This is a genomic window from Microcoleus sp. D3_18_C4 (assembly GCF_036702355.1).
In the GTDB taxonomy this organism is placed as follows: Bacteria; Cyanobacteriota; Cyanobacteriia; order Cyanobacteriales; family Microcoleaceae; genus Microcoleus.
Window position 1 is genome coordinate 1 of sequence record NZ_JAUBTF010000019.1, and the last position, 22001, is coordinate 22001.

At 46.4% G+C, this 22001-nt stretch carries 20 protein-coding genes; 8 read left to right on the forward strand and 12 right to left on the reverse strand.

All coding sequences use genetic code 11. From position 1 onward, the window contains the following. Positions 1-121: 121 nt before the first annotated feature. From QUA90_RS11925 to QUA90_RS11935, 3 genes are all read left to right on the forward strand, one after another. On the forward strand, positions 122-1021 hold the full coding sequence (locus tag QUA90_RS11925) for a polysaccharide deacetylase family protein (protein ID WP_333445642.1): 900 nt from the start codon (positions 122-124) through the stop codon (positions 1019-1021). A gap of 123 nt (positions 1022-1144) precedes the next feature. After that, positions 1145-1768, forward strand: coding sequence for a restriction endonuclease subunit R (locus tag QUA90_RS11930; RefSeq protein WP_333445643.1), 624 nt, complete (start codon positions 1145-1147; stop codon positions 1766-1768). 73 nt (positions 1769-1841) lie between these two features. Continuing rightward, the gene (locus QUA90_RS11935) at positions 1842-3113 is read left to right on the forward strand and encodes a bifunctional sterol desaturase/short chain dehydrogenase (protein WP_333445645.1); all 1272 of its coding nucleotides are present in this window, start codon (positions 1842-1844) and stop codon (positions 3111-3113) included. A 110-nt stretch (positions 3114-3223) separates the two neighbouring features. Here the strand turns inward: QUA90_RS11935 and QUA90_RS11940 are convergent, their stop codons facing one another. After that, complete coding sequence (locus QUA90_RS11940) at positions 3224-4039, reverse strand: phytanoyl-CoA dioxygenase family protein (RefSeq protein ID WP_333445646.1); 816 nt, start codon at positions 4037-4039, stop codon at positions 3224-3226. 182 nt (positions 4040-4221) lie between these two features. Further along, on the reverse strand, positions 4222-4821 hold the full coding sequence (locus QUA90_RS11945) for a glyoxalase-like domain protein (protein WP_333327426.1): 600 nt from the start codon (positions 4819-4821) through the stop codon (positions 4222-4224). A gap of 120 nt (positions 4822-4941) precedes the next feature. Here QUA90_RS11945 and QUA90_RS11950 point away from each other — a divergent pair, with 120 nt between their 5' ends. Continuing rightward, the gene (locus QUA90_RS11950; RefSeq protein ID WP_333327428.1) at positions 4942-5346 is read left to right on the forward strand and encodes a gamma-glutamylcyclotransferase; all 405 of its coding nucleotides are present in this window, start codon (positions 4942-4944) and stop codon (positions 5344-5346) included. 20 nt (positions 5347-5366) lie between these two features. On the opposite strand, the gene QUA90_RS11955 is transcribed toward QUA90_RS11950, so the two are convergent. Genes QUA90_RS11955 through QUA90_RS11965 form a run of 3 tightly spaced genes read right to left on the reverse strand, consistent with a single transcriptional unit; the run spans position 5367 to position 6593 of the window. Beyond that, entirely contained in the window at positions 5367-5696 is a 330-nt protein-coding gene (locus QUA90_RS11955; protein WP_333389349.1) for a response regulator transcription factor, read from the reverse strand. 6 nt (positions 5697-5702) lie between these two features. Beyond that, complete coding sequence (locus QUA90_RS11960; RefSeq protein WP_333327431.1) at positions 5703-6086, reverse strand: response regulator transcription factor; 384 nt, start codon at positions 6084-6086, stop codon at positions 5703-5705. Positions 6087-6140: 54 nt separating this feature from the next. Then, positions 6141-6593, reverse strand: coding sequence for an ATP-binding protein (locus QUA90_RS11965; RefSeq protein WP_333445648.1), 453 nt, complete (start codon positions 6591-6593; stop codon positions 6141-6143). A 363-nt stretch (positions 6594-6956) separates the two neighbouring features. Here QUA90_RS11965 and QUA90_RS11970 point away from each other — a divergent pair, with 363 nt between their 5' ends. Then, positions 6957-9335 (forward strand): NACHT domain-containing NTPase, encoded by a 2379-nt coding sequence (locus QUA90_RS11970; protein ID WP_333445650.1) that lies wholly within the window; start codon positions 6957-6959, stop codon positions 9333-9335. Positions 9336-9503: 168 nt separating this feature from the next. Here QUA90_RS11970 and QUA90_RS11975 read toward each other — a convergent pair whose 3' ends face one another. The 3 genes from QUA90_RS11975 to QUA90_RS11985 form a co-directional block, all read right to left on the reverse strand. Beyond that, positions 9504-10109, reverse strand: a complete 606-nt coding sequence (locus QUA90_RS11975; protein ID WP_333445652.1) for a zf-HC2 domain-containing protein — start codon at positions 10107-10109, stop codon at positions 9504-9506. Positions 10110-10249: 140 nt separating this feature from the next. Beyond that, positions 10250-10909 carry a sigma-70 family RNA polymerase sigma factor gene (locus QUA90_RS11980; protein ID WP_041622468.1) on the reverse strand — a complete coding sequence of 220 codons (660 nt, stop codon included), beginning with the start codon at positions 10907-10909 and terminating at the stop codon, positions 10250-10252. Between the two features lie 107 nt (positions 10910-11016). Continuing rightward, positions 11017-11508 (reverse strand): molybdenum cofactor biosynthesis protein MoaE, encoded by a 492-nt coding sequence (locus QUA90_RS11985; RefSeq protein WP_333445654.1) that lies wholly within the window; start codon positions 11506-11508, stop codon positions 11017-11019. A gap of 636 nt (positions 11509-12144) precedes the next feature. On the opposite strand from QUA90_RS11985, the gene QUA90_RS11990 reads away from it, so the two are divergent. Then, positions 12145-12549 (forward strand): SH3 domain-containing protein, encoded by a 405-nt coding sequence (locus QUA90_RS11990; RefSeq protein WP_333445656.1) that lies wholly within the window; start codon positions 12145-12147, stop codon positions 12547-12549. A 137-nt stretch (positions 12550-12686) separates the two neighbouring features. Here the strand turns inward: QUA90_RS11990 and QUA90_RS11995 are convergent, their stop codons facing one another. Further along, positions 12687-13667 (reverse strand): aspartate carbamoyltransferase catalytic subunit, encoded by a 981-nt coding sequence (locus tag QUA90_RS11995; RefSeq protein WP_333214740.1) that lies wholly within the window; start codon positions 13665-13667, stop codon positions 12687-12689. Between the two features lie 39 nt (positions 13668-13706). Here QUA90_RS11995 and QUA90_RS12000 point away from each other — a divergent pair, with 39 nt between their 5' ends. Both QUA90_RS12000 and QUA90_RS12005 read left to right on the forward strand, forming a co-directional pair. Beyond that, on the forward strand, positions 13707-13844 hold the full coding sequence (locus tag QUA90_RS12000) for a hypothetical protein (RefSeq protein WP_333327447.1): 138 nt from the start codon (positions 13707-13709) through the stop codon (positions 13842-13844). 469 nt (positions 13845-14313) lie between these two features. After that, positions 14314-14532 carry a DUF4327 family protein gene (locus QUA90_RS12005; protein ID WP_193973492.1) on the forward strand — a complete coding sequence of 73 codons (219 nt, stop codon included), beginning with the start codon at positions 14314-14316 and terminating at the stop codon, positions 14530-14532. A gap of 165 nt (positions 14533-14697) precedes the next feature. On the opposite strand, the gene QUA90_RS12010 is transcribed toward QUA90_RS12005, so the two are convergent. The 3 genes from QUA90_RS12010 to QUA90_RS12020 form a co-directional block, all read right to left on the reverse strand. Beyond that, entirely contained in the window at positions 14698-15939 is a 1242-nt protein-coding gene (locus QUA90_RS12010) for a protein kinase domain-containing protein (protein WP_333327450.1), read from the reverse strand. Positions 15940-16742: 803 nt separating this feature from the next. Next, the gene (locus QUA90_RS12015) at positions 16743-19049 is read right to left on the reverse strand and encodes a serine/threonine phosphatase (RefSeq protein ID WP_333445659.1); all 2307 of its coding nucleotides are present in this window, start codon (positions 19047-19049) and stop codon (positions 16743-16745) included. 351 nt (positions 19050-19400) lie between these two features. Then, positions 19401-21956 (reverse strand): DHH family phosphoesterase, encoded by a 2556-nt coding sequence (locus QUA90_RS12020; RefSeq protein WP_333445660.1) that lies wholly within the window; start codon positions 21954-21956, stop codon positions 19401-19403. Positions 21957-22001 lie beyond the last annotated feature (45 nt).

Genomic DNA, 22001 nt, shown 5'->3' on the forward strand with positions numbered 1-22001 from the left:
GGTTTTTAGCTGGCATTTTTGTATAAATTGACTAAACTAATTTTTTATTATACCCTATTTAAAGGCACAACAGCTTAGCTGTAAGCCAGAGTTATATTATCAGAAATAAATGCTGTGGCAAATGAGTACCAAATTGGCCAGTCAATGGGCGCTAAAAATATTGTTTTTAATCGGATCGATCGCCCTAATTTCCCTTATTTCTGAAACGCGACAAACTGCAAACTCAAATTCGCTCGCCCAACAAATCGCACCCGTTGAAAATCCCCCACCAAACCTGCTGAAACCTCCCAAACAAAAAACACCACATTCTCCCCCCGCAACTCCCTCTCCCAAACCTCCCGAACAACCTTTAGTCTTCGCACCGCCCGCGCAATTTCGCAGCCAAATTGTTTATAAAGCCAGTATTAACAACTCAAAAGTTATCGCCCTGACATTTGACGATGGCCCGTCGCCTGAAACTTTGAAAATATTAGCAGTTTTGCAGAAATATCAAGTTGTGGGTACATTTTTCTGTTTGGGTGCAGATTTGCGGGAGTATCCAGAAATTGCGAAAAGAGTTGTGCAAGCGGGAAATGCGATCGGCAACCATACTTGGCATCACTATTCTCACAATGTTACGGAAAAAACAGCATCAGATGAAATAGATAATACTGGGGTTCATATTTATCGATCGACTGGGGCAAAAAGTTTCTTGTTTCGCCCTCCCGGCGGTCGCTTAAATAACGGTTTGGCAAATTACGCTAAAAAGAAAAATTATGTAGTGGTGATGTGGTCGATCGATCCTAAAGACTTTCTGCAACCTCCGGCCGCTGCGATCGCCCTTACCGTGCTATCCCAAGCGACATCGGGGGCGATCGTATTGTTGCACGACGGCGGCGGCAATCGCCAGCAAACAGTCAAGGCACTATCTGCAATTATTCCCAAACTCAAACAGCAGGGATATCGTTTTGTAACCGTGCCGCAATTGCTGGAAATGCAAGCAGCCCAAAAACAGCAAACTGCCGATCGCAAATCCCCATAAACAGACATCTCACCAAAATTAACTTACTCGGAATTTCATCTGCGTTCATTTGCCTTCATCTGCGGTTAACAATCTCAATTCGGCTAAACTTATTAACAACCCTAACAGCCGTTATTAATCATTATGCAAAAACTTCAAGCAAGAGATATCAACCTCCGCTATCTCATCGATAACTTCGGCTTGCAGCGAGTTCGCAACAGCGAATTTTTCCGAGAATGGCAAGAAAACTTACCCGAAGTAACAGACTCAGAAAAACAATTGCTCGATCGCGTCCAAGACATATACTTCAACTTGGTAGACACCCCGCCTGTATTGGAAAATGCAGTCAAGCTAACAATCATCAGCCCTATTTTGTTTATTGCCGGTCTGTATGAGTCTCCTTTTCAAGTCAAAGCCGAAAAGTCGATCGCCATTCAAGAGGAAGACGAAGGCAGAATCATCGAAGGCAGAATAGATATCCTAATTATGAAAGCAAACTTGTGGGTGACAGTAATAGAATCCAAACAACTTTCGTTTTCAACAGACGAAGCACTCGCACAACTCCTGACATATATGCTGGCAGATCCCAATCCTGAAACTCCTACTTTTGGCATGATTTCTACAGGTGCTAACTTCAATTTTGTCAAGTTAGTTAGAGGCGAAACTCCCCAGTATGCGCGATCGGCTGAATTTGTTATTTCCAATCCCGGCAATGAATTGTACCGCGTTTTGCAGATTTTAAAACGCCTGAGTCAACTTCCAGACTAGCAATAAAAGCCATTTTGAGTTATCTTTCAAAACAGACAATCTCTAATATCTCAAATTTCAAACTAATGCGAGCATGGTAAATTACTTGATAGTCGGCGCTGTGGCAATAGCTTCTGTCTGCTGGGCAGAAATAATACGAGACTTTTATCACGTCGTGTCCCATTATTGGGCACCCCTGCAAAAGCTGCACACTTGGCATCACCGCGTTTTCCGCCCGAATTTGACCCCCGTCAGCGAGACAATTTACAAGCAAGCACACTGGCGTCACGACGTACCCGAAGGTGCGGCGATGATGGTTTTGGGCTTGTTGCTGTGGGTTGTAGCTTATTTTCGGCTGCCGCAATACCACTGGGGTGCAGCAGCCGGTTGTATTTATACTTTAGGCTTTTTGTTGAGCGCGATCGCCCGCGGGTGCGGCATCAAAGGCGCAGACGAATTAACCGACATCACCCACCAACCGGGAGACTTTCTGACTCCCCCGGGCAAGTGGTTAGTTAATAAGCCTTATCACTGGCGGCATCACTTCGACAATCAAAATGCTTACTATTGCGGTACTTTCACCTTAATAGATAAACTTATGGGTACAGCACTTTCTCTCAAAGGCAAAACTGTAGCCGTCACCGGTGCATCGGGAACTTTAGGGCGTTTGCTACTCAAACACCTGCACAAAGCTGGTGCAAAAGTGATCGCCCTCTCATCGGGAAATCAAACAATTACTTTGGATGTAGACGGCGAAAATTTACCTGTAAAAACCGTAACTTGGCAAATAGGTCAAGAGGCAGATTTAGCAGAATTGTTAGAAAAAATCGATATTCTCGTAATCAATCACGGGATTAATGTACACGGAGAAAGAACAGGAGAGGCGATCGCAAACTCCTATGAAATTAACACTTTTTCCGCGTGGCGGCTGATGGAACTGTTTTTCTTAACAGTCCGCACTAACGAAAACATCGCTTGCAAAGAAGTCTGGATCAACACTTCCGAAGCAGAAGTAATTCCCGCTGTCAGTCCCCTGTACGAACTCAGCAAGCGCGCCCTGGGAGATTTAGTCACCCTGCGGCGGCTGGACGCGCCCTGCATCGTTCGCAAACTGATTTTAGGGCCATTTAAAAGCAACTTAAACCCGATCGGCATCATGTCTCCCGACTGGGTAGCGCAGCAAGTTGTCAAACAAGCTAAAGCCGATGCCCGGAATATCATCGTGACAATTAATCCCTTGACTTTTATCGTTTTTCCAGTCAAAGAGTTTTTTGTTTCTCTCTACTTCCAAATTTTCAGCCGGAAAGCAGTCTCTTTGACAGATATAGAATTAGAGCGATCGGGCGTTGAAGTAATAACTAAGTGATATCAAATCCGGTTAAATCAACCTAATGCTTCTAGGGTTCTAGGTGAAGTACGAATGACTTACGAAGTACGTTCGGGCTTCACCTAGTGAGGGTACAGTAAGAATTGGTATTACTTCTTTCCTACCAACTCTGCTCTCTTTAGAAGTAGTTTCAGCCTGCTTGGCCACATTTGCTTGAGATTCCAGCGATAACCAACGTATTTCAAATGATTCCAGGGGTTCAGGAAACCTGTATGAAGATTAACAAACTCTGGCTGGGATTTACCGTTACGGGCAACCACAAAATAGGGTGGTTTGATAGAAGGATCGACGTGATTGAGGGACATGTACTCAATCACGTAAGCCCAGCGGGTTTCCTGGGAAACATTAGGTGTGGTACTGTGAAGTGTCAGCGAGGAAAACAAAACAATATCCCCCGCTTCTGCTTCAATGAAGAGTGGACTGTCAGGAGTTCCATCATACACAGCATAGTTACCTTCAACTTTGTGCGGCAGCCGTTTTTTGTGACTGCCCGGTTGTAACCACAGCCCACCATTTTCGGGGGTCATTCGCGTAAGTGCAATCCACAGTTGATAGTGATTATCCTTAAGGTTGCTATAGCCATTGTCCTGATGCCAAGGAAAGGTTTCTGCTCCTGGTCCTTTGGCTACTGCCTGATCCCACCGCACCCAGAAATTTGAACCAATGAATTGTGCAAGCAGTTCCACAAGTCGGGGTTGAGAGATGAAGTTTTGGATCTTTTCACTGTATTGGAATAGCTGACTGTGAAAAGTTAAGCTTCCTTTATTCAGATTATTGTCAATGTGCTTCGGATCGGCTTCTTTAATATCCTCGATCAGTATTCTCATCTCGGCTTCTGAAAAAAAGCCCCGGAGCTTAACATATCCATCTTGATTAAACTGATCGACTAATTTTGTCTGTCCCATCTGCTTTACCTCTTGAATCAAGTTCTCGGTTTTAAACAATGTTTGGGAGAAATTAAAGATTTAGTTAAGTTGTAACGGAGACGAAGAAGTCATAGCAACAATGACTGGCAAACTAGTAGCTTTAGAAACCCGCTTTCTGGGAGAAACCGGATTTCTATATCTAAAATTTTTTGCCTGTCAGCTTAATTACTAACCTCAGACATTTCAATGACGCGACCATCGTAATCTTTGACCAAAAAATTCAGAGGCTTTTCCCGGCGAATTTTATAACTAATGCCGCGAGTTTGTACCCTCATCAATAGCTGATCCAAACAATCGCGATCGAAACAAACGTGACGCTGGCGATTTTTTTCCCCTGCACCGGCCCCGCTAATGATGTGCAGTTGGGTATTTTTCATCAACTGATACCACAAACCCTCGGGACTCCCCAGCGTTTGAGAGGTCGTTGCCCTCCCGACATTCGGCGACAAATACAGCGGATCGATACCACTTGTGCCCAAAGTTTGCTCGTAATTGTAGTAGTAGTGCAGCGGCACTTCTGCTACTGGCAAGTTTAGCATACCTTCATAGAACTCCCTCGCTTGTCCGAGATCCGATACCATCACCGTGTGTACCTTCGGAGCACTGGTGAGAAACATCCACATCGCCCCCGCATAGGCAGCCAGCAGCATCACCATAATCCCTTGAGTCGAAAACAAGCTGTCCAGGGGCAGGGACGGCAAAAAAGAGCTCAAGTACAAAGGCCGAAGTCCAAAATCAATAAAACTAACTGCTAGAGTCATGAATTATAAGAAAGGGTAAACAACGAAATTTATCAAGATTGCAGTCGCGATCGCCCGCGAGACTTAAACTATTAGCTTAGCCATCTATGTTAGCAAAAACTAGCGGTTAAGCCCTACCCGATGAAAGTCTTTGTCTACGGCACACTCAAACCGGGGGAGTCCAACTACCTCCGCTACTGCGAAGGAAAAGTTGTGGATGCTTGCCCCGCGATCGCCCGCGGTCAACTTTTTGCGCTGCCGATCGGCTATCCTGCGATGATGGCCGGAGATGGCAAAGTCTGCGGTTTTCTCCTCTGTTTCGCAAACTCGGCTATTTTGGACGATTTAGACCGATTGGAAGACTATCATCCGCTGCGGGAACCGACACAAAACGAATATCAGCGGCAGGAAATCGAAATCTTCGATCGACACCTCAAACCTTTAGGCACGGCTTGGGCTTACTTCATGTTACCCGATCGCGTTCGTTCCCTAGGAGGCATCTGGCTGCCCGACGGCAGGTGGGAAAATAGGTTTTTCACCAAATAAAGTGGTTAATGCCGATGAGCTTAGGAAAGTGCCATTGCAGTGGGCGAAGGCGGCTCGAACCTGTAACCGTAACCCCGAATAGTTTTAATAAACTGCGATCCAGTAGCATCAACTTGAATCATTTTCTTGCGAATATGACCGATATTTACGCTAACAAGTTGCTTTTCTCCTGTGTCGTGGCAGTTCCACCCCCAGATGTTTTCGATTAGCTGTTGGCGACTCCAAGATTGACCGGAATGACTTGCCAAAAAATACAATATCTTAAATTCCAAGCCTGTTAACTTTATAATGCGATCGTTGAGTGTTGCTTCCCGACGCGCTGAATCGATCGCGAATTGATCGAATACAATACGCGATCAAGTGACAGACCTCATGCGTCTCAACACAACTTCTATACGAATTGCCAACTCGGCCAGAGCAAATGGTTTGCAGATATAGTCATCAGCGCCTGCAGAAAGGACTTTAAGTTTATCAGCTTCGTCTGTGCGGCTGCTTAATATGATCACAAAAGCATTAGTACGGCGCTGCATTTCCTGGCAGAGATGATAGCCTGTAGTATCCGGCAAATTCCAATCAAGAACTACTAGCAGTGGCTTTACTTTCTCAAACAATGCTAAAGCAGTCTCGCCATCTACGGCCGAATATACTTGATATTTATGATTTAAAAAGCGATGAATTAAATTGCGGATGGATGGGTCATCATCCACAACTAAAATCTTGGCAGTATTATCAGTAATCATCACCAAAAAGCTCCTTTCTGTTGTCAATGGAAAGCTGGCACTTTCAGAAGTGCCTTAGTCAAGAGTAAAGCCCAGGTCGTTCCAAATAATTGGCAATTCTTCAATCAACTTGGCTTGGAGGTCAAAAGGCTCTCCCATATCCCAAATGTTGACTTCTAGGCGTTCGTTAAATACGGTTATTTCAAGGTTGATCGGAGTTTCTAAGGGCAGATTTTTGTGGGCGTGGCGAACAGCATTCGTAAACCCTTCGATCGTAGCAAGTTTGCACTGCTGCAAAACTGCTTCGGGAATGCGTAGATAGTCTAAAAAAAACTGCTCGACCCACCATAAAACTTGAGCAACACTCTTGAGGTCAGTATTTAGTTGAAGGTTAATTGTTTTAATTTGCTGGTGACAACTTCTATGGAATGAACCAATTCGTTGTTTGTGAAACGGCAAATTAAAGGCATTCAAAACATGAATTGCCTGTTTAAAATAACCAAGCTGAGTGGTAGGTTGGGTTGGCATTAGATCAAGCTGAAAATATTTCACAATTAACAGACAGTTTCGCCCCTCAGAAGTGCGGGTATAACTTAGCTCATCTGCAATTTTGCTAATTAGTTTTATACCTATCCCACCTGACGGTATTTCCTCTGCATTATTTCTCATGTTTCCCTCCTTTGTCATCATTTAATGGGTGTTGTTCGCCTACAAAAAAGAGTGGCATTCTGAACAATAAATTTTGCATGATTTATGCCTGACTTTTGCCGTAGGTCGTGCAGTTGTTGTCAGGATCATTTTCTCTTTGTTGCTGGGGTCTTGACAAACTCAGTTTGCGATCGCTAAACTGAGCGAAAACAGACATTGACAATTAGAGAAGTAAATTATATAATGACGACCCTCAAAGCCTCTGAGGAGGGATTAGTAAAAATTAGGCAAGCTAGAAGAGAAAGGGGCTCGACTATAGAAGACCCCAAATGGTTAGTAGAAGCTAGTCAAACATTAGAACCCGATCGAACTTGGACAGAAGCCGGGCCCTATGCCGATGGCCTGTCGCTGCCAACTTGGAGGCGTTTTTTACGAGGACAAGAACCTATTAAAGCCAATGCTTTCAAGGCTTTCTGCACCGTTTTGCAGTTGAATTGGGAAGAAATTGTCGATCGTCCTCCACCAGAAAATCCGCAGCCACGGAATTTAGACATTGATTCCTTAGTGCAAGAAATACGGCAAAAATGCCACACCAAAATCCAACAGCTTTACAGCAAAATGCAACTGTTGGATATTGCACAGCCTGTTGATGTCAGCAACCTGTACGTTGAAGTCAACATTTTGGAGGAAATTACCAGTTGGCAGCCGGGAGAAATTCGCGATTTACTCAGAGACTTCAACCCAGATGCGGATAACTTTAACCGCTTGGGATTAGGTAAAGTATGCCAGAAACGAGTGCCAGGATTGGATGCGGTGAAATCTCACTCTAAATTGATGGTACTCGGCAAACCTGGTTCCGGTAAAACAACTTTTTTGAAACACATCGCCATTCAGTGCGATCGCGCAAAATTTGAAGCCAACAAAATACCGATTTTTATCCCTCTGAAAACCTTTGCTGAAATCCCTAATCTTGACTTATTAGAATATATCAGCGACGAATTTGCCAGTTGCGGAGTAGAAGGGCGCTCGCAAACAGAATTCATACTCAGTCAAGGCAGAGGTTTGATTTTATTGGACGGCTTAGACGAAGTGCCAGAATCTGATAGCGATGCAGTCGTCAGACAGATTCGTCAGTTTGTCCAAAAGTATTACAACAATCAGTTTATTATTACCTGTCGAATTGCCGCTGCTAAGTACCGATTTCACGACGAAGCCTTTACCTGTGTTGAGGTAGCGGATTTTACTTGCGATCAAACCGCTGCCTTTGCGAGCAATTGGTTTGTCGCTTTTTCCCAGAATATGGAGGCAGGGAAAGCTTTAGCATCTCAATTTGTAGAGAAGCTGAAACTGCAAAAAAATCAGCAAATCAGAGAACTGGCAGTAACGCCAATTTTGCTTAATCTGACTTGTTTAGTATTCCAAGCCAAAGCTGATTTTCCATCCAACCGAGCCAAGTTGTATGAGGAAGGAATGGAAATTATGCTCAGAAAATGGGATGAAACCAGAGGCATTCAACGGGATGAAGTTTATCGAGATTTGAATTTTTCCCGCAAACAACATTTACTTGCTTTTGTGGCAGCTATTACTTTTGAGCATGGCGATTATTTTTTTGAAAAAAATACTGTTCAGCAATTGATTGCCGACTATCTGGCTAACTTACCCGATGCCACAACTGACCGCGTTCAGTTAGAAATGGATAGTGAGGTTGTCCTGAAGGCGATCGAGGCACAACATGGATTATTAGTGGAGAGGGCAAGAGGGATTTATTCGTTTTCTCATCTAACATTTCAAGAGTATTTGACTGCTACAGAAATAGTTCATAATTCCGCTCCACAAGCTTTGGGAAAACTGGTCAGTCACCTGACAGAGAAGCGTTGGCGAGAAGTTTTGTTGTTAGCAGTTGGGATGTTGCAAAAAGCTGATGACTTGTTGCTGTTAATCAAACAGCAAGTTGATGGGCTGATCGCTAAGGATGAGCAGTTACAGCAATTCCTACTGTGGGTCAACCAAAAATCCCTTTCTGTTGATTTTCCGTACAAACCTGCGGCAGTAAGATTCTTTTACTTTTCCCTTCTTCCATGCCTTAAGCTTGCTCTTAATCGTCACCCTGAACGTTTCCTTGACCCAGCCCTTTACCTTGCCGTTAAACATACCTTTGACCCTGCTGTTGAATTTACCCTTGACCTTGTTCTTGACCTTGCCATTTTGCCTGTACTCGACGGTGCTATTGACCCAGCCCTTAGTCTTGCCCACGACATTCTTCTTGTCCCTCTTGTTGAACCTGAACTGATGCAAGCACTGCAAAAACTTAAGAAACAACTCCCTCACCCTGATGGTGACAAGGAAATATTTAGGGAATGGTGGCAAGCTAACGGACAAGTTTGGACTAGGGAATTAAGACAAATCATAATTTCCTATCGCAATATAGGTCACGATTGGCAATTTAGCAAACAGCAGAAGTCCTTGCTGAGGAAGTATTACGATGCTAATAAATTGCTGGTATATTGCCTCAATAGCGGTTGTAATGTATCTCCTGTTGTGCGGCAGGAAATTGAGGAGACATTGCTGTTGCCGATCGCAAATATCCAAAAAAACGGTAACAAGTGCGATCGCCCGCTCTAATTCCACTCGCTACCTACTCCGATATTAAGATGCGATCGCCCCACAATTCGTCATTCAAAGCCAGGAAAGTGTCAAAGGATCTGTCCACCTTGAAAAACTGGGAAAAACGGCAAAAGCCCCCTTTTTTAGGGAGCTTAGCAACTTGCGTTATTGATCAAAACAGAAATTCTACTGCGCCTTTGGCAATGACTTTTGAGGGGTTGCTACACCAACTTTGGGAATATCCATGATCGGTGCATTCACCCCAAGCATCAAATCGTTGGGATTAACCATCTCCACCAGAGGCTCGTTTAAAGCCATAATCAAACCGTCAGATTCAGCAGGAACGGGCGATCGAGCAAACTGAGGAGCAAACAATTGGCGGCCGCCACCGACACCAGACACCACCGCAATCAACAAAGCTGCGATCGCACCTCCACCCAAAATCCAAGTTTGTTTCGGCTTGCGTTCCACCCGCTGCAAAACCTTCGTCGCCAACTCCTCGGCCGATTGTTGTGCAGCAGGCACAGGCATTGCCTGAAAGCTCTGCTGCATCATCAGCAGTCGCGAGTACAAACGCTTCGTAGTGGGGTCATTTGTCAGCCACTCCTCAACTTGCCGGCGTTCTGTCGCCGTCACTTCACCGTCGAGGTAGGCACTTAGCAATTCAAAGCGATCGCGCATCATAGTAGTTACATTGCCCTGGGCATAATTGTTGTTAACTTGAGTTTCAGCGAGTGAATCCCCCACACCCTGCAGATTCTGATTTTTATCGGATTCAAAGTTACCATTCATAATTTCCGACTTGCTCTAATTGGGGAATCACGCACTCGCTATTAGAATGATTTACTGCTTATTTATATTTTAAAATAGAAGTTTTGATGTCACAGCAAACCTCACCAAATCTTCTTAACCCGCCTCTGAAATTACTCTTGCTAATTACCATCGAGATATTTTTGCAATTCCAACTGCAATCTTTGGCGAGCTCTAGCAATTCTCGACTTGACAGTTCCCAGAGAAACTCCGGTCATTTCGGCTATTTCCTCATAGGCTAAACCTTCTATTTCTCTTAAAACAATGGTCGTGCGGAATACTTCCGGCAAATCTGCGATCGCCACCCGCAACTGGTCGTAAAATTCTCTAGTCGTCAAATCTTCATCAGGCCCCGGACTGTCTGCCGGAATTTCCCAATCAACCTCGCCATCTTCCAGAGTACGGGGTACGTCCAGCGACAGCGGAGTTCGCACCCGTTTGCGCTTCCGCAACTCATCGTAAAACAAATTAGTGGCGATGCGGCTCAGCCAGCCCCGAAATTTAACAGGCTCTTGCAAACGGTTAATATTGCGGTAGACCCGAATCCACACTTCCTGAGCCAAGTCTGCTCGGTCTTGCCAGTCAGGGGCCAAGTGATAGAGAACCCTGTCTACGTGGGACTGATACCGCTTCAACAGTTCTGAAAAGGCCGTGGTCTCAGGTCGATTTCCTTCCTGACACCGCAACACCAAGTCATAATTAGAGAGTTTTTCGGCTGGCAATTGCACTCTTTGAACGGTCGCCACAACCGCAGACCAGGACACGGAAATAAAGTCGCTCATCGGTGGAATTGGCTCATCGAACATTCCACACTTTTTGACGTTAGGGGATCGTAACAAGTTCCCCTCTGCAATCTCAAATCTCAAATCTCAAATCTTAAATCCCTTGACTAATGCCCGACAACCTCGCACGCTCCAATACTAACCCAACTGCTAGAACCGTCAGCCCAATGTTCCTTTTTCCAAATCGGTACATTGTGTTTGAGCGTATCTATGGCGTACTGGCAAGCTGCAAAGGCTGAGTCCCGGTGGGGACAGCCAACAGCCACCAGTACGCTGATTTCGCCCACCTGCAAGTGTCCGACACGGTGGTGAATGGCGACCCGATTGACCTCGGCCCACTGGCGGCGGATTTCAGTAGCAATTTGCTGGAATACTCGCACTGCCATCGGTTCGTAGGCTTGATATTCTAGGGAAACTACAGCTTGACCGTCAGTTTGGTTGCGGACTGTACCGCTCATCATTACCACGGCTCCGTTCGCGGGGTCATCTGCCAAAGCGTATATTTCCTCTACAGACAACGGCGCTAAGGTAATGGCGAAGCTGTCTGATGCATGGCGTTGAGGAATTGTGCCGATCGAAAGTGTAGCGAAGGAGTTCATTGCGAAAGAAGTGGTGCTGGAGAAGTTAATTGATCTTGACACAAATCAAGTCGCGATGGATTTGTCTTGCATTCTTGTCGGGGACATAGGGCGACTAATCTTGAGACCCATCTTGTAGCACGGCCCAGGGCCCGGCGCCATCGCCCCGAACTTCTGCACGAGTGCGATCGGCTACACTATGACTGACCCGAAGCAAATTAAGATTGTGCTTGAAGACGAGCCGGATGCTTGTTCGATCGAATTAACTGCCCATCTTGCTGTAGCAATTCAATAAATAAGTACCAAAATAAGTAGTGTCATTCGCAACTCAGTACAAGCAATTCCCAACCCCAATCGATAACTTCGTTCCCTTTTTAATGACACAGTTAAGTTTAATTCTGCCCGGAGTTCTGATCCGCGTCGGCAAAATTTTTAGCAGCAGATGTAAACTTTATTTATTTTTTTGTTCCGGAAAGCTACATAAATGACATGATATACCTGTGCAGGGTTCAGGAACATTAGCCAATACTCGGCAAAAGCAAGACCTTAACGCCCTTTTGTGGCTTTTATGAAACATAAGTTAATAATTTGGGCTGTTAATTGAGGTTTTGACCTGAGTCTGCACCAAGAAAGGTTAACAACAATCACGAGGAAACTATGGAAGCACTAGCCTTGAGCCACTCTTTTGTTGCTTATGAATCTCCAGAGTCCGAACTCCAAGTCAAGTCGTTAGACCAACTGGGCTTGAAAATTCCTAATTCTGCATGGATAGGCGTTGCAGGTATGGCAGTAGCTCTATCTGTTCTGAGTGTCGGTGGCGAAGCCCAGGCCGCAGGTTGCTACCGCAAACACTGTGGCCATCGCGCCCATCACGGCCATCACAACTACGCCAAAGTTGTTACGAATGGCGGCCGACTGAATATCCGCAACCGCCCCGATAGCTGTTCTCATGTAATCGGCAAGTTATATTATGGCGATCACGTCAAATTGACCGGTCGTTACAAAAACGGCTGGGCCCAACTCAAAGGCGGTGGCTGGGTGTCTGCGTCCTGGATCTCCTAACTCTTAACTAGAGCACTTTACATTTCTAGAAAGAGTTTTAATCGTTACCCGGCCATACTGGGTAACGATTATTTTAAAGAGGCGATCGATCCTGAAAATAATCGAATATCCGAAATTCATGACTAACAACTAACAGCCTAAACTTTACCGCCGCCGATTAGATAAAGTAAGGCCATCCGCACCGCCACGCCGCTGGTAACTTGCTGAGAAATCAGGCTAAACTGGGCATCGTCCATCAAATCCGAACTAATTTCCACGCCGCGGTTAACTGGACCAGGGTGCAACACCTTCACATCCGGCTTGCAAAGTTTCAGCCGATCGCGCGTAATCCCGTACAAAGAATGGTACTCTCGTAAACTCGGCAGCAAATGGTCGCTCATCCGTTCCTTTTGCAGCCGCAAAGTCATCACAAAATCAGCATCGGCCAAAGCCGGTTCAAGCTGCCAATGCAAAAATAATTTGCCTTCCCTACCATCGCCACACTCAGCAAACAACAGCGGTAGCAAAGTTGGCGGCCCGGCCAAATGAACCTCTGCCCCAGAAGCCGTTAGACTCCAAATATTAGACCTAGCCACCCGCGAATGTAAGATATCCCCCACCACAGCAATTTTTTTACCCGCTAAAAGTTCCAGCCGCGGACGTTCGGTATCTAACAGAGCACAAATAGTAAATAAGTCTAGCAAACCTTGCGATGGGTGTTCGTGCTGGCCGTCTCCAGCATTGAGAACGCTGACTCTCGAACCCAAGCGATCCATTTCCGAAGCAATCGTGCTCGGAACTCCAGCTTGTTCGTGCCGGATTACCATCAAATCCGTTCCCATCGCCAGATAAGTCTTAGCCGTATCCAGAATAGTCTCCCCCTTCGTTAGAGAAGAACTTCCAGGGGTAAAATTCAGCGTATCCGCTGACAGCCGCTTCGCCGCCAACTCAAAACTATTGCGAGTCCGGGTAGAAGGTTCAAAAAACAAATTCGCGACCACTTGACCCTGCAGGGCCGGCACTTTCTTCGTGCGGCGGCCGAGCACATCCCGAAAACTGGCTGCAGTTTGCAGCACCGTATCGTATTCGTCCGAGGTAAAATCAGCCAGAGTGAGAATGTGTCGCCTTGTCCAAGTCATACAATTTTAGATTTGAGATTTGAGATTTGAGATTTGAGATTGACTCAATCAGGACGGACGATGGGTTTGGAACTTGCTTGTACGCCCGGTCTGCTGTCGCCTTTGAATGTTCGATCGACATTTAGGGGTGGCGATCAACAGTATCCAACAATTTTTGATCGCTTTTGCGGTGAGTAGAGCTATAATCAGTTTATGTAGTTCACATCCCACTCTCACAGCGAACCCAGCGTCGAAGGTGAAACAGGTGTGGTTTACCCGCAGGAAAGCGGAAATTACGCTGTAGCAGCGAAAGCGCAGTAGTTGCAGTTTCTCCTACGCAAACTCAGCCTTTTCCAGAACAAGCCGAGCGCAGCCCTTGCATATGCTACTATGTGGAAACAATTGAGGCGGCAAACCTTCCACTGCCGATCGACAGCATACAGTGCGACATTTCACAGATGATTAATTCTTTGAAGTCGGTCTTGACTATTCAGTCTTGCTTATAGGGCCTTGTCAAAACGAACAGTGTTGAGATACAAGTTGAATATGTAGCTTCCCGACTAAAATCTACACGTATCTTGGCTAAACTGTTCTTGGCGAAACTGCGATAAAGAGTGTGCGCTGGGAAGTGGTAATTACACAAGATTTAAACAATTCAAGAGGTATTATGAGCCAGAAGGTGATACAGCCGATGGTTAAGTTCCAGCGTCAGGTGCATTCTCTCGTCACGTCTGACATTATCAAGCCCACAGACAGTATTTGGAAAATTGCTCTGCTTTACGGCGACGAATGGCCGTACTGGAAACAGCAATTGCTAGAGTTTGATTTTTCTATGCAAGACCCCGTGAGCGAGTTGATAGCTGTAGAAGCTTGGGACGAAGAATAACAGAGGAGACGGAGGACTGGGGTGTCGGAGAGAAAATTCGAGGCGATGGGGTAAATTTTCTTTCATAAATTTCCGTTGCTAAATTCTTCCCTCTTCCCTCTTCCCTTTGCCCTCTTCCTAATAAATTCTGACTTTTGGCTTTTGAGTTTTGACTTCTGACTTTTGTTACAGGGAACCGGCTAAAGCTCGAGCTAATTGTTGAGCAGTTTGAAAGCGATCCCCAGGCTTAGCTGCCGTGGTTCGCAAAATGGTGTCCCGCAGCTTGGGGGCGATCGTCGGAATATTTTCGAGCTTAAAGCCGTAACCTCCAGCTATTTTCCCGTAAAAGTTTTGAGGGCTTTGGGCCGTCAGCAAAAAAATCAAAGTAGGCCCAATAGCATATAAATCCGACTGAGGTAGAGGCTGTCCCCGGTCTTGTTCTGGTGCGGTGTAACCTTCAACGCCGATGCGAGTCCCTGGTGGAGTGCCGATTTCTTTAACGGCTCCAAAATCCAGCACTGTAATGCAATTGTCGCGGTGGCGCACCAGCAAATTAGCAGGTTTAATATCCCGGTGGACGATCGGGGGTTTTTGAGAGTGAATGTAGTCCAAAACCTCACAGGTTTGGATCATCCACTCTATTGCTTGTTGGGGAGCAACAGGCCCGCGGTTGTAGATGCGTTTTTCTAAATCCTCGCCGTGGAGCATTTCCATCACCAAGTATTTTTTCCCCCCTTCCACAAAAAAGTCAAAAAACTGAGGAATTCCCGGATGGTGGAGGGCCTTGAGAGTTTTAGCTTCACGTTCAAACAGTTCTTGAGCTTTGACTATTTGAGCCATGTCAGCATTCATTTCCTTGAGAACTACCAGAGAAGCTGCGGGGGAACTTCCGGGTTGTTGAGCTTTGGCTTTATCTCGATCCCAGGCTAAAGTCGTTGTCCCCATACCGCCTTGGCCCAAAGTTCGCAGCACTTGGTAGTGGCGCACCGTGCGATCGACTTTAATCGGTTCGCCGCAGTGGATGCAGAATAAATTCCCCGGCGGGTTTCCCGCGTGGGTACACCTCGGTGCCACGAGATTGACGGTGGAGTTGGCCTCAATCTTGCCGCCGACTTCAATAGTAATAGCTTGGAAATGCAGAATTGGGCCGCCCCGCGCCAACTGGATCAGGGCACCATCGGATATCCAACCCTGAGACATCAGAATACCGTTAACCAAAGTCCCATTTGTCCCGGAATTGACTAAATACCACTGACTCGACGTGACGCTATTAACTCTTTGCAATTCCAGATGCTGCCTCGACACTAGAGCATTGGGGATCACAACGTGATTTTCAGGAGAGCGGCCGATGCGAATAATGGATTCGCTCTCGAAACTCCACTGTTGCAGGGGGGTCTGTTTTTCTGGATCTAAAAGAGTCAGCAGCATTTTCGATTGATGTGGTTGAACTCCCTGATTTGGCAGTGAGAGTTGGCGGGAATTTACAAATTTGGGGCGTAGGGCTTTGAAAAATTAGAAATTAAAAATTACTTATGAGCTTCACAGGTTAGTTTCACGAAAACTTTATAATATCCTGATTATGATTAAAGATTTCATAAACAATTAAGTTATAAATAGTTTTTTGCGAACAATTATCCAGAAATTTTCTGAAGGCTCGATCGCTCCTTAAAACACAGTCTATCAATTGAAAAATTGCAACAACAAAAACTAGGTAAACAATCGCTAAACTTTTACGTAAATTTGATGTAGCAGCAGATGGTGATGTCAGCCCCACATATATATGTAGAGCTGACACTTCCCACGTTGCCCCGATAGCGATCGAGTATAAAACAGATTTCGCATTAGCCAGCCTGCAGACTCACTTCATTTTAGTTGATTTTTTTTCATTAGACCAACTATTTTTGTAAGTGAAAGCTCTTTCAAATATGATGAATCCACTTACTCTCAAGCAACTTTTTCCGGTAGATTCCCTGAACAGAGTCTCAAAATTAAAGCTACGGATAAATGGTTGGTACTCTACAGCTTGTCTGCAATAGTATGGGTCTGTAATCAGTTTTTTATCACTCAAACCGAAGCTGTTTTAACACCGGATACCTAAGAACAGAGCGAGCAGTAAAGCCTTGCCCGGAAACGGCAGAAGCTGTTTTTTTTCTCTGCAAGAATTGCAGGTTTAACCCAGGCCGTCACAGGGGGAAGGCGCCACCGTTGAAAAAGTTGGCAGCATCCAAATTCTAAAATCGAAATGCGCCTACCTGCGCCCGAATGATAATTGCCGTGATATTGTCGTGACCGTTGCGTTTGTTACCCAGTTCAATCAACTGGGTAACTCCCTGGTCGAGATCAGCTTGGGGATTGAACAGGGGTTCGAGAGTGTTCTGCCAGTGACTTTCCAACAAATCATTATCTGTCAGACCGTCGGAAGCCAAAATTAATAAGGTATCTTCGCACAAGTCTAAAAACTGCACGTCAGGCTTGAGAAAATTACTGTCTCGCGGGCCGAGGGCTTGAGTTAGTTGATAGGCGTCGGGACGAGCATAAGCAGTTTCCGGGTCAACTCCGCGCTTAATTTCGCGCTGCCCGACTTCGTGGTCTGAGGTGATTTTTTCTAGGGTTTGTCCCTTTCTCAGTCGGTAGAGGCGGCTGTCGCCGACGTGGGCAACGGCGAAGTGGGTGTCTTGAACTAAGACTGCGACTAGAGTTGTGCCCATGCGGGCGCTGCCGGAGCGTCCGTCCTTTTGATTGATTTCAAAGATGGCTTTGTTGGCTAGCAGCACTCCCTCGCGGATGGTGTCTGCCGGAGGTAGTTGATTTTCCCAACGGGTTTGAAAGAATTCTCTGAGAGTTTCAGCCGCTAGTTGACTGGCTACTTCTCCGCTGTCGTGTCCGCCCATGCCGTCGCAGAGAATGTAAAGCCCTTTGGTTTGAAAAATCCGACCGAAGGAGCTTTCGAGTTTGTTGAGCTGAGTCCAGATGCTGAAGAAGTCTTCGTTGTGGTCGCGCGTGCGGCCAACATCGGTGAGACCTGCGTCTTCTAAGCTGTAAATCTGGAGTGGCATGGGCTGGGTTAAGACCTCGCCCACCTCGGGGGGCGACTCGTCGGGGCTGCGGTAATGCCTGCGTGTCGGGGTTGAGCTTGGTGAAGGTGCGGGTTGGAGTTCGAGGGGAACTGTTTCTAGGCGCGATCGCAATTCTTCTATTGTGTTAATCTCGCCTCTGTACATTTGTTGCAGCAGTTCGAGCAAGCCCCCAAACTGAGTGCGATGATGATCGGACTGGCTAAATATCACCTGCCACAATTGCCCTAAATCTACCAGTTGCAGGTTTGATCCGGCGGGTTCGGGATAGAGGTATTGCAGCCGCAAAGAAGCTAAGGAAAAGGAAGAGTCGGGGTTGACTCGCAAATTTGTCAGTTCCAACAAGCTTTGCCGACAGCGCCAGGGTTCTAGGGCAGCCCAGAGTTCTGTCATTTCGTGCAGCCAGTATAAAATTTGCTGGGTGGAAGTTTCCGGTTGACTCCACCGTTCTACCAGCAGCGGCCATTGGGAACAGTCTTCTAGCAGCAGGACTGCCTGTTCGTTGTCTGACCAGCTATCGTGAATGACTGGCAGGTTTTGAGAGAATTGCCACCGGAGTGCCAGATAAGGTTCAGCTATGCCTTGGCAAAGCTCTGCTAAGGCGGGATTGGTTGAATTTTCTCCGCCTTTGATTGCTGCGGTATAGGGGGATGTTCGTCTGGCGACGCTGGCAGAGTTGGCTGCTAGCATGGCTTTGAGGGGTGACATTTCTAGCGGCTGACAGTCCAATACTGTTACTTCTACTGTGTCTGAGCGTTTTCTCGGCGGCACGGTTTCTAGGAGTTGGTAGCGCTGCTGAGTGTCTAAATAAGCTCCGGCTGGCTGGGAAGGGATTAAATATTGTGAATTGGGGATGGGGACTTCTGGAGATGGAGGGGAGGTGTCAGCTATGTTTGGGCTGTGGGGGTTCTCGGTTGCTTCCTGGATTTGTTTAGGCTGTGGTGCGGTTGTAAAATTCTGCTCAGATGGGGTGATTTCGCGCTCTGGTGCTGTAGTAGAGATTTTTTCTTTTGTTTGAAAGGATGCTGGTGCGATCGCCCCCACGGCTACCACAGCGTCTATTTCTGCGCTGCTGAATTCGGCGACTTCGGTCTGTGGAGAAGTTGGTTCGACTGCTGTTTGGGGTTCGGCTGGGGTGGTAATTTCTGTTTTAATGGCGTCTGTGATTGCTTCAGGAGAGTTTTGGCGCGATGCGGTTTCTGGAACTATGTCTGGTGTTTGGGGAAATTCGGCTGGGGGTAGGGTTGACTCGTGTGGTTCGACTGCTGGAAAATTCGATCGACCGCAGATAATGGCCCGCCACACTTGACCTGTTGCGACGCCACAATTCTGACATTCTTTGGCGCTAAAAGCGACTTGGGCACCGCATTCGTGGCAAGGTTTGTAAATTAGGGAATTTCCGCACTGTTGACAAAACTTGTTTGGATTGGGATTTTCAAATTGGCAGCGGGGACACAGAAGCATAGGGGTTTTAAATGGGAGATGGGCGAGCGAGTTTGGCGGTGGGGAGTTTTGGGTTTTGGGCTGTGAGTTAGGAGTTATGAGTTTTGGGCCTGACTCGCAACGGATAACTCGCATTGCCCTATGCCTTATTTTATCGGGATGAATTCAGAACTAAGATATTTCTTAGAACTGAGATGTGGCCGCCGTGTCAGGAATAGACCTCTTAAGCCAGACCCACAAAAATTTCTCTCGCTTCAGGGGACCAAAAGCCAGCCCCACCAGTGGTAACAGCGTGTGTGACCCATAAGCAAAGTTATCTTATGAGTGGAACGGGCCGGAGATTCCGTTCTTAACAATGGTGCAATATCTCAGTTAGAAGGGAATTGCTATAGAATCTTCTTGGAAAACGGTTTCTCGCGCGATCGACACAATGGTCGAAAGGGGTACTTCACAGAAATATTTCCGCCGGAATTGTTCTTCGGAGACGGCTGCTAAGAATTGCGCTGCACAACGGGCAGCAATCGGGGAATTTGGCACTGAGAATTGAAGGGATTGGCTATCTAATAAGGGTTTGGGGATTTGATCGGGCGCGTCTTGACGCTGTGCGGTTTCGGGTTGTCTGGTGATGTGGAAAGCTCGATCGCGATAATTGATTTTGAAACCGAGATATGTTAGGGTTTTGAATCCTAGTTGCAGGGATGTGTCGCTGATGCCGAGTTTTTGGCGGAGTTGCTGTCTGGTGACGGGTTTGTTGGTGCGGCTGAGGTATTTGGCGATGCCGATTAGCTGTTGGCAGATTTGCTGTGGGGGTGCGAGTGGGGGTAAAGTATAGGCGATCGCAAGTTTTTTCTGAGTGTGCTGTGCTTGCCGAAACCAGATCCGCAGTTCGTCCCAGCTTGCGGGGCATTCTTGGAGGACGATCGAGTTTTCGCGATCGACCTTTTCGGAATTGTAAACTAGATTGTCGATCGGCATTTGAAATTCTAAGTTTGTGCTAGCGCCTAACAACTCTTCCTCGTTATTTCTATTGCGCCAGTCTACAATCCAATCTATTTGAGTCTGGGAATTTATTTGGTTGTCTTCCGTGCGTTCCCGCACTGCTACGAGGCGCACTTCATACCGCGATTTGTAAGTATTAAAATCGAGTTCAACGGTGACATCGCAGCGGCTTTGGGGAACTTCGTTTTGATTGTGTCCCCACCAAATGCCGGGAAATCCCATATCGGTAGATTCATCCCTAATTGTAAATTCTGTTTTAAGATATTCTACTTTTTGCCCTTTCAAATCCTTGATTTTTTGATTCCACAGATTGTCAAACCAGCAGTTTTCAATCAGCAATTTGGGTGCGGGGTTGCCCATGCCGCAAGGTTCGAGCAATTTTAGTTCTTGAAATAAGTCTTTGCCTAATTCGGAGACAGTAATTTTTAGGTCAGCTTGAACGGGGGCGGCTGTTAAACTATCTGTGCTGTATTGTTGTCGCAGTTGCTGATTTACCGCATCGGTAAATAGGGGGATATTTTCAACGGGGAGACTCAATCCGGCAGCGAAAGGATGACCGCCAAATCTGTGCAATAAATGCGCTTGACCTTTGACTAATTGGTAAAGGTCTATTTGATTGGCGGAACGGGCGGAACCCCTGGCAATTTTGGATGGGGAAAGTGTTGGTGATTCTGAATCTAATAAGGAGGCAAATTGCATTTCCGTGGAATTTTCATTAATTTCTTCGCTTCCTTCTGTGCTGAATAAAATCACGGGGCGGCCGTACTCTTGGGCGATTTGTCCCGCTACTAATCCTAATACACCTACGGGCCATTGGGGGTCACTGAGGACGATGACGCTAGTAGTTGAAAGGTCGAGTTTGGCTAATTTGGCGGCGGCATCTTTCGCAACATCTTTTTGTAAAGATTTGCGCCGGGAGTTGGCAATTTCGGTTAAATTTGCTAATTCTTCGCAGCGTTTTTTGTCGTGGCTGGTGAGGAGTTCTACGCAGAAGCTGGCGTCACCTTGAATGCGGCTGACGGCGTTGATTCGGGGGCCGAGGCCGAAGGAAATGTCGGTTGGGCGATCGCCCGATCTTTTGCACAGTTCGAGCAATTTTGCAACTCCTGGGCGGGTGGGATTTGCGATTTGTTTTTGCAGTTGTTGGATGCCGATTTGTGCTAGATAGCGGCTGTCTCCTGTAAGTTGGACTAAATCGGCAATTAAGCCGATCGCTACTAATTCTAATAAATCTGCGATCGGGCGCTGCGGAATATCCGGTAATGTGTGATATAATGCTTCAACTAATTTGTAGGCTACTCCAACTCCTGAGAGGTTAAATAGTTGGTGGTTTGGGGGGAAGTAGCGGGGATTGATAATGGCTGTAGCTGGCGGGCGATCGTCCGGTAATGTATGATGATCGGTGATAATTGTATCGATGTTTAAGCTGGTGGCGTATTCGATTTCGGCGATATTTGTACTTCCTGTATCGCAGGTAATAATTAAGCTAATTCCAGATTTGGCTAAGGCATCTATTCCCGCGATATTGAGTCCATGAGATTCGGTTAAGCGGTTGGGAATGTAATAAATTAGTTGGGCGTTTTGAGTAAAAAATTCTCCCAGTCCGTCCCAAAGTACCGAGGTTGATGTAATACCGTCGGCGTCGAAATCTCCCCAAATTGCGACTTTTTCGCCGTTGTTTCGTGCTTGCTGGATTCTTTCTATCGCCCAATTCATTTCTAGCCCGAACTCAAAGGGACTTGCGGGTTGATAAAGTTGGGGATTTAAGAAACCGGGTATTTGTTCGGGGTTGTGAATTCCTCTGTACCAAAGAAGTGCAGCGGCATAGTTTCCGGGGAGTTCTGGTGCATGGTTTCTGACAGCTTGGATCAGCCAAGCTGGGGGTTGGGATAGGGGTTGAGTTGGCAAATTTTGAAGTAGTTCTGTCATAAGTTATTTCATTAATTTCTGTAGGGGCGGGTTCACCAAGAATCT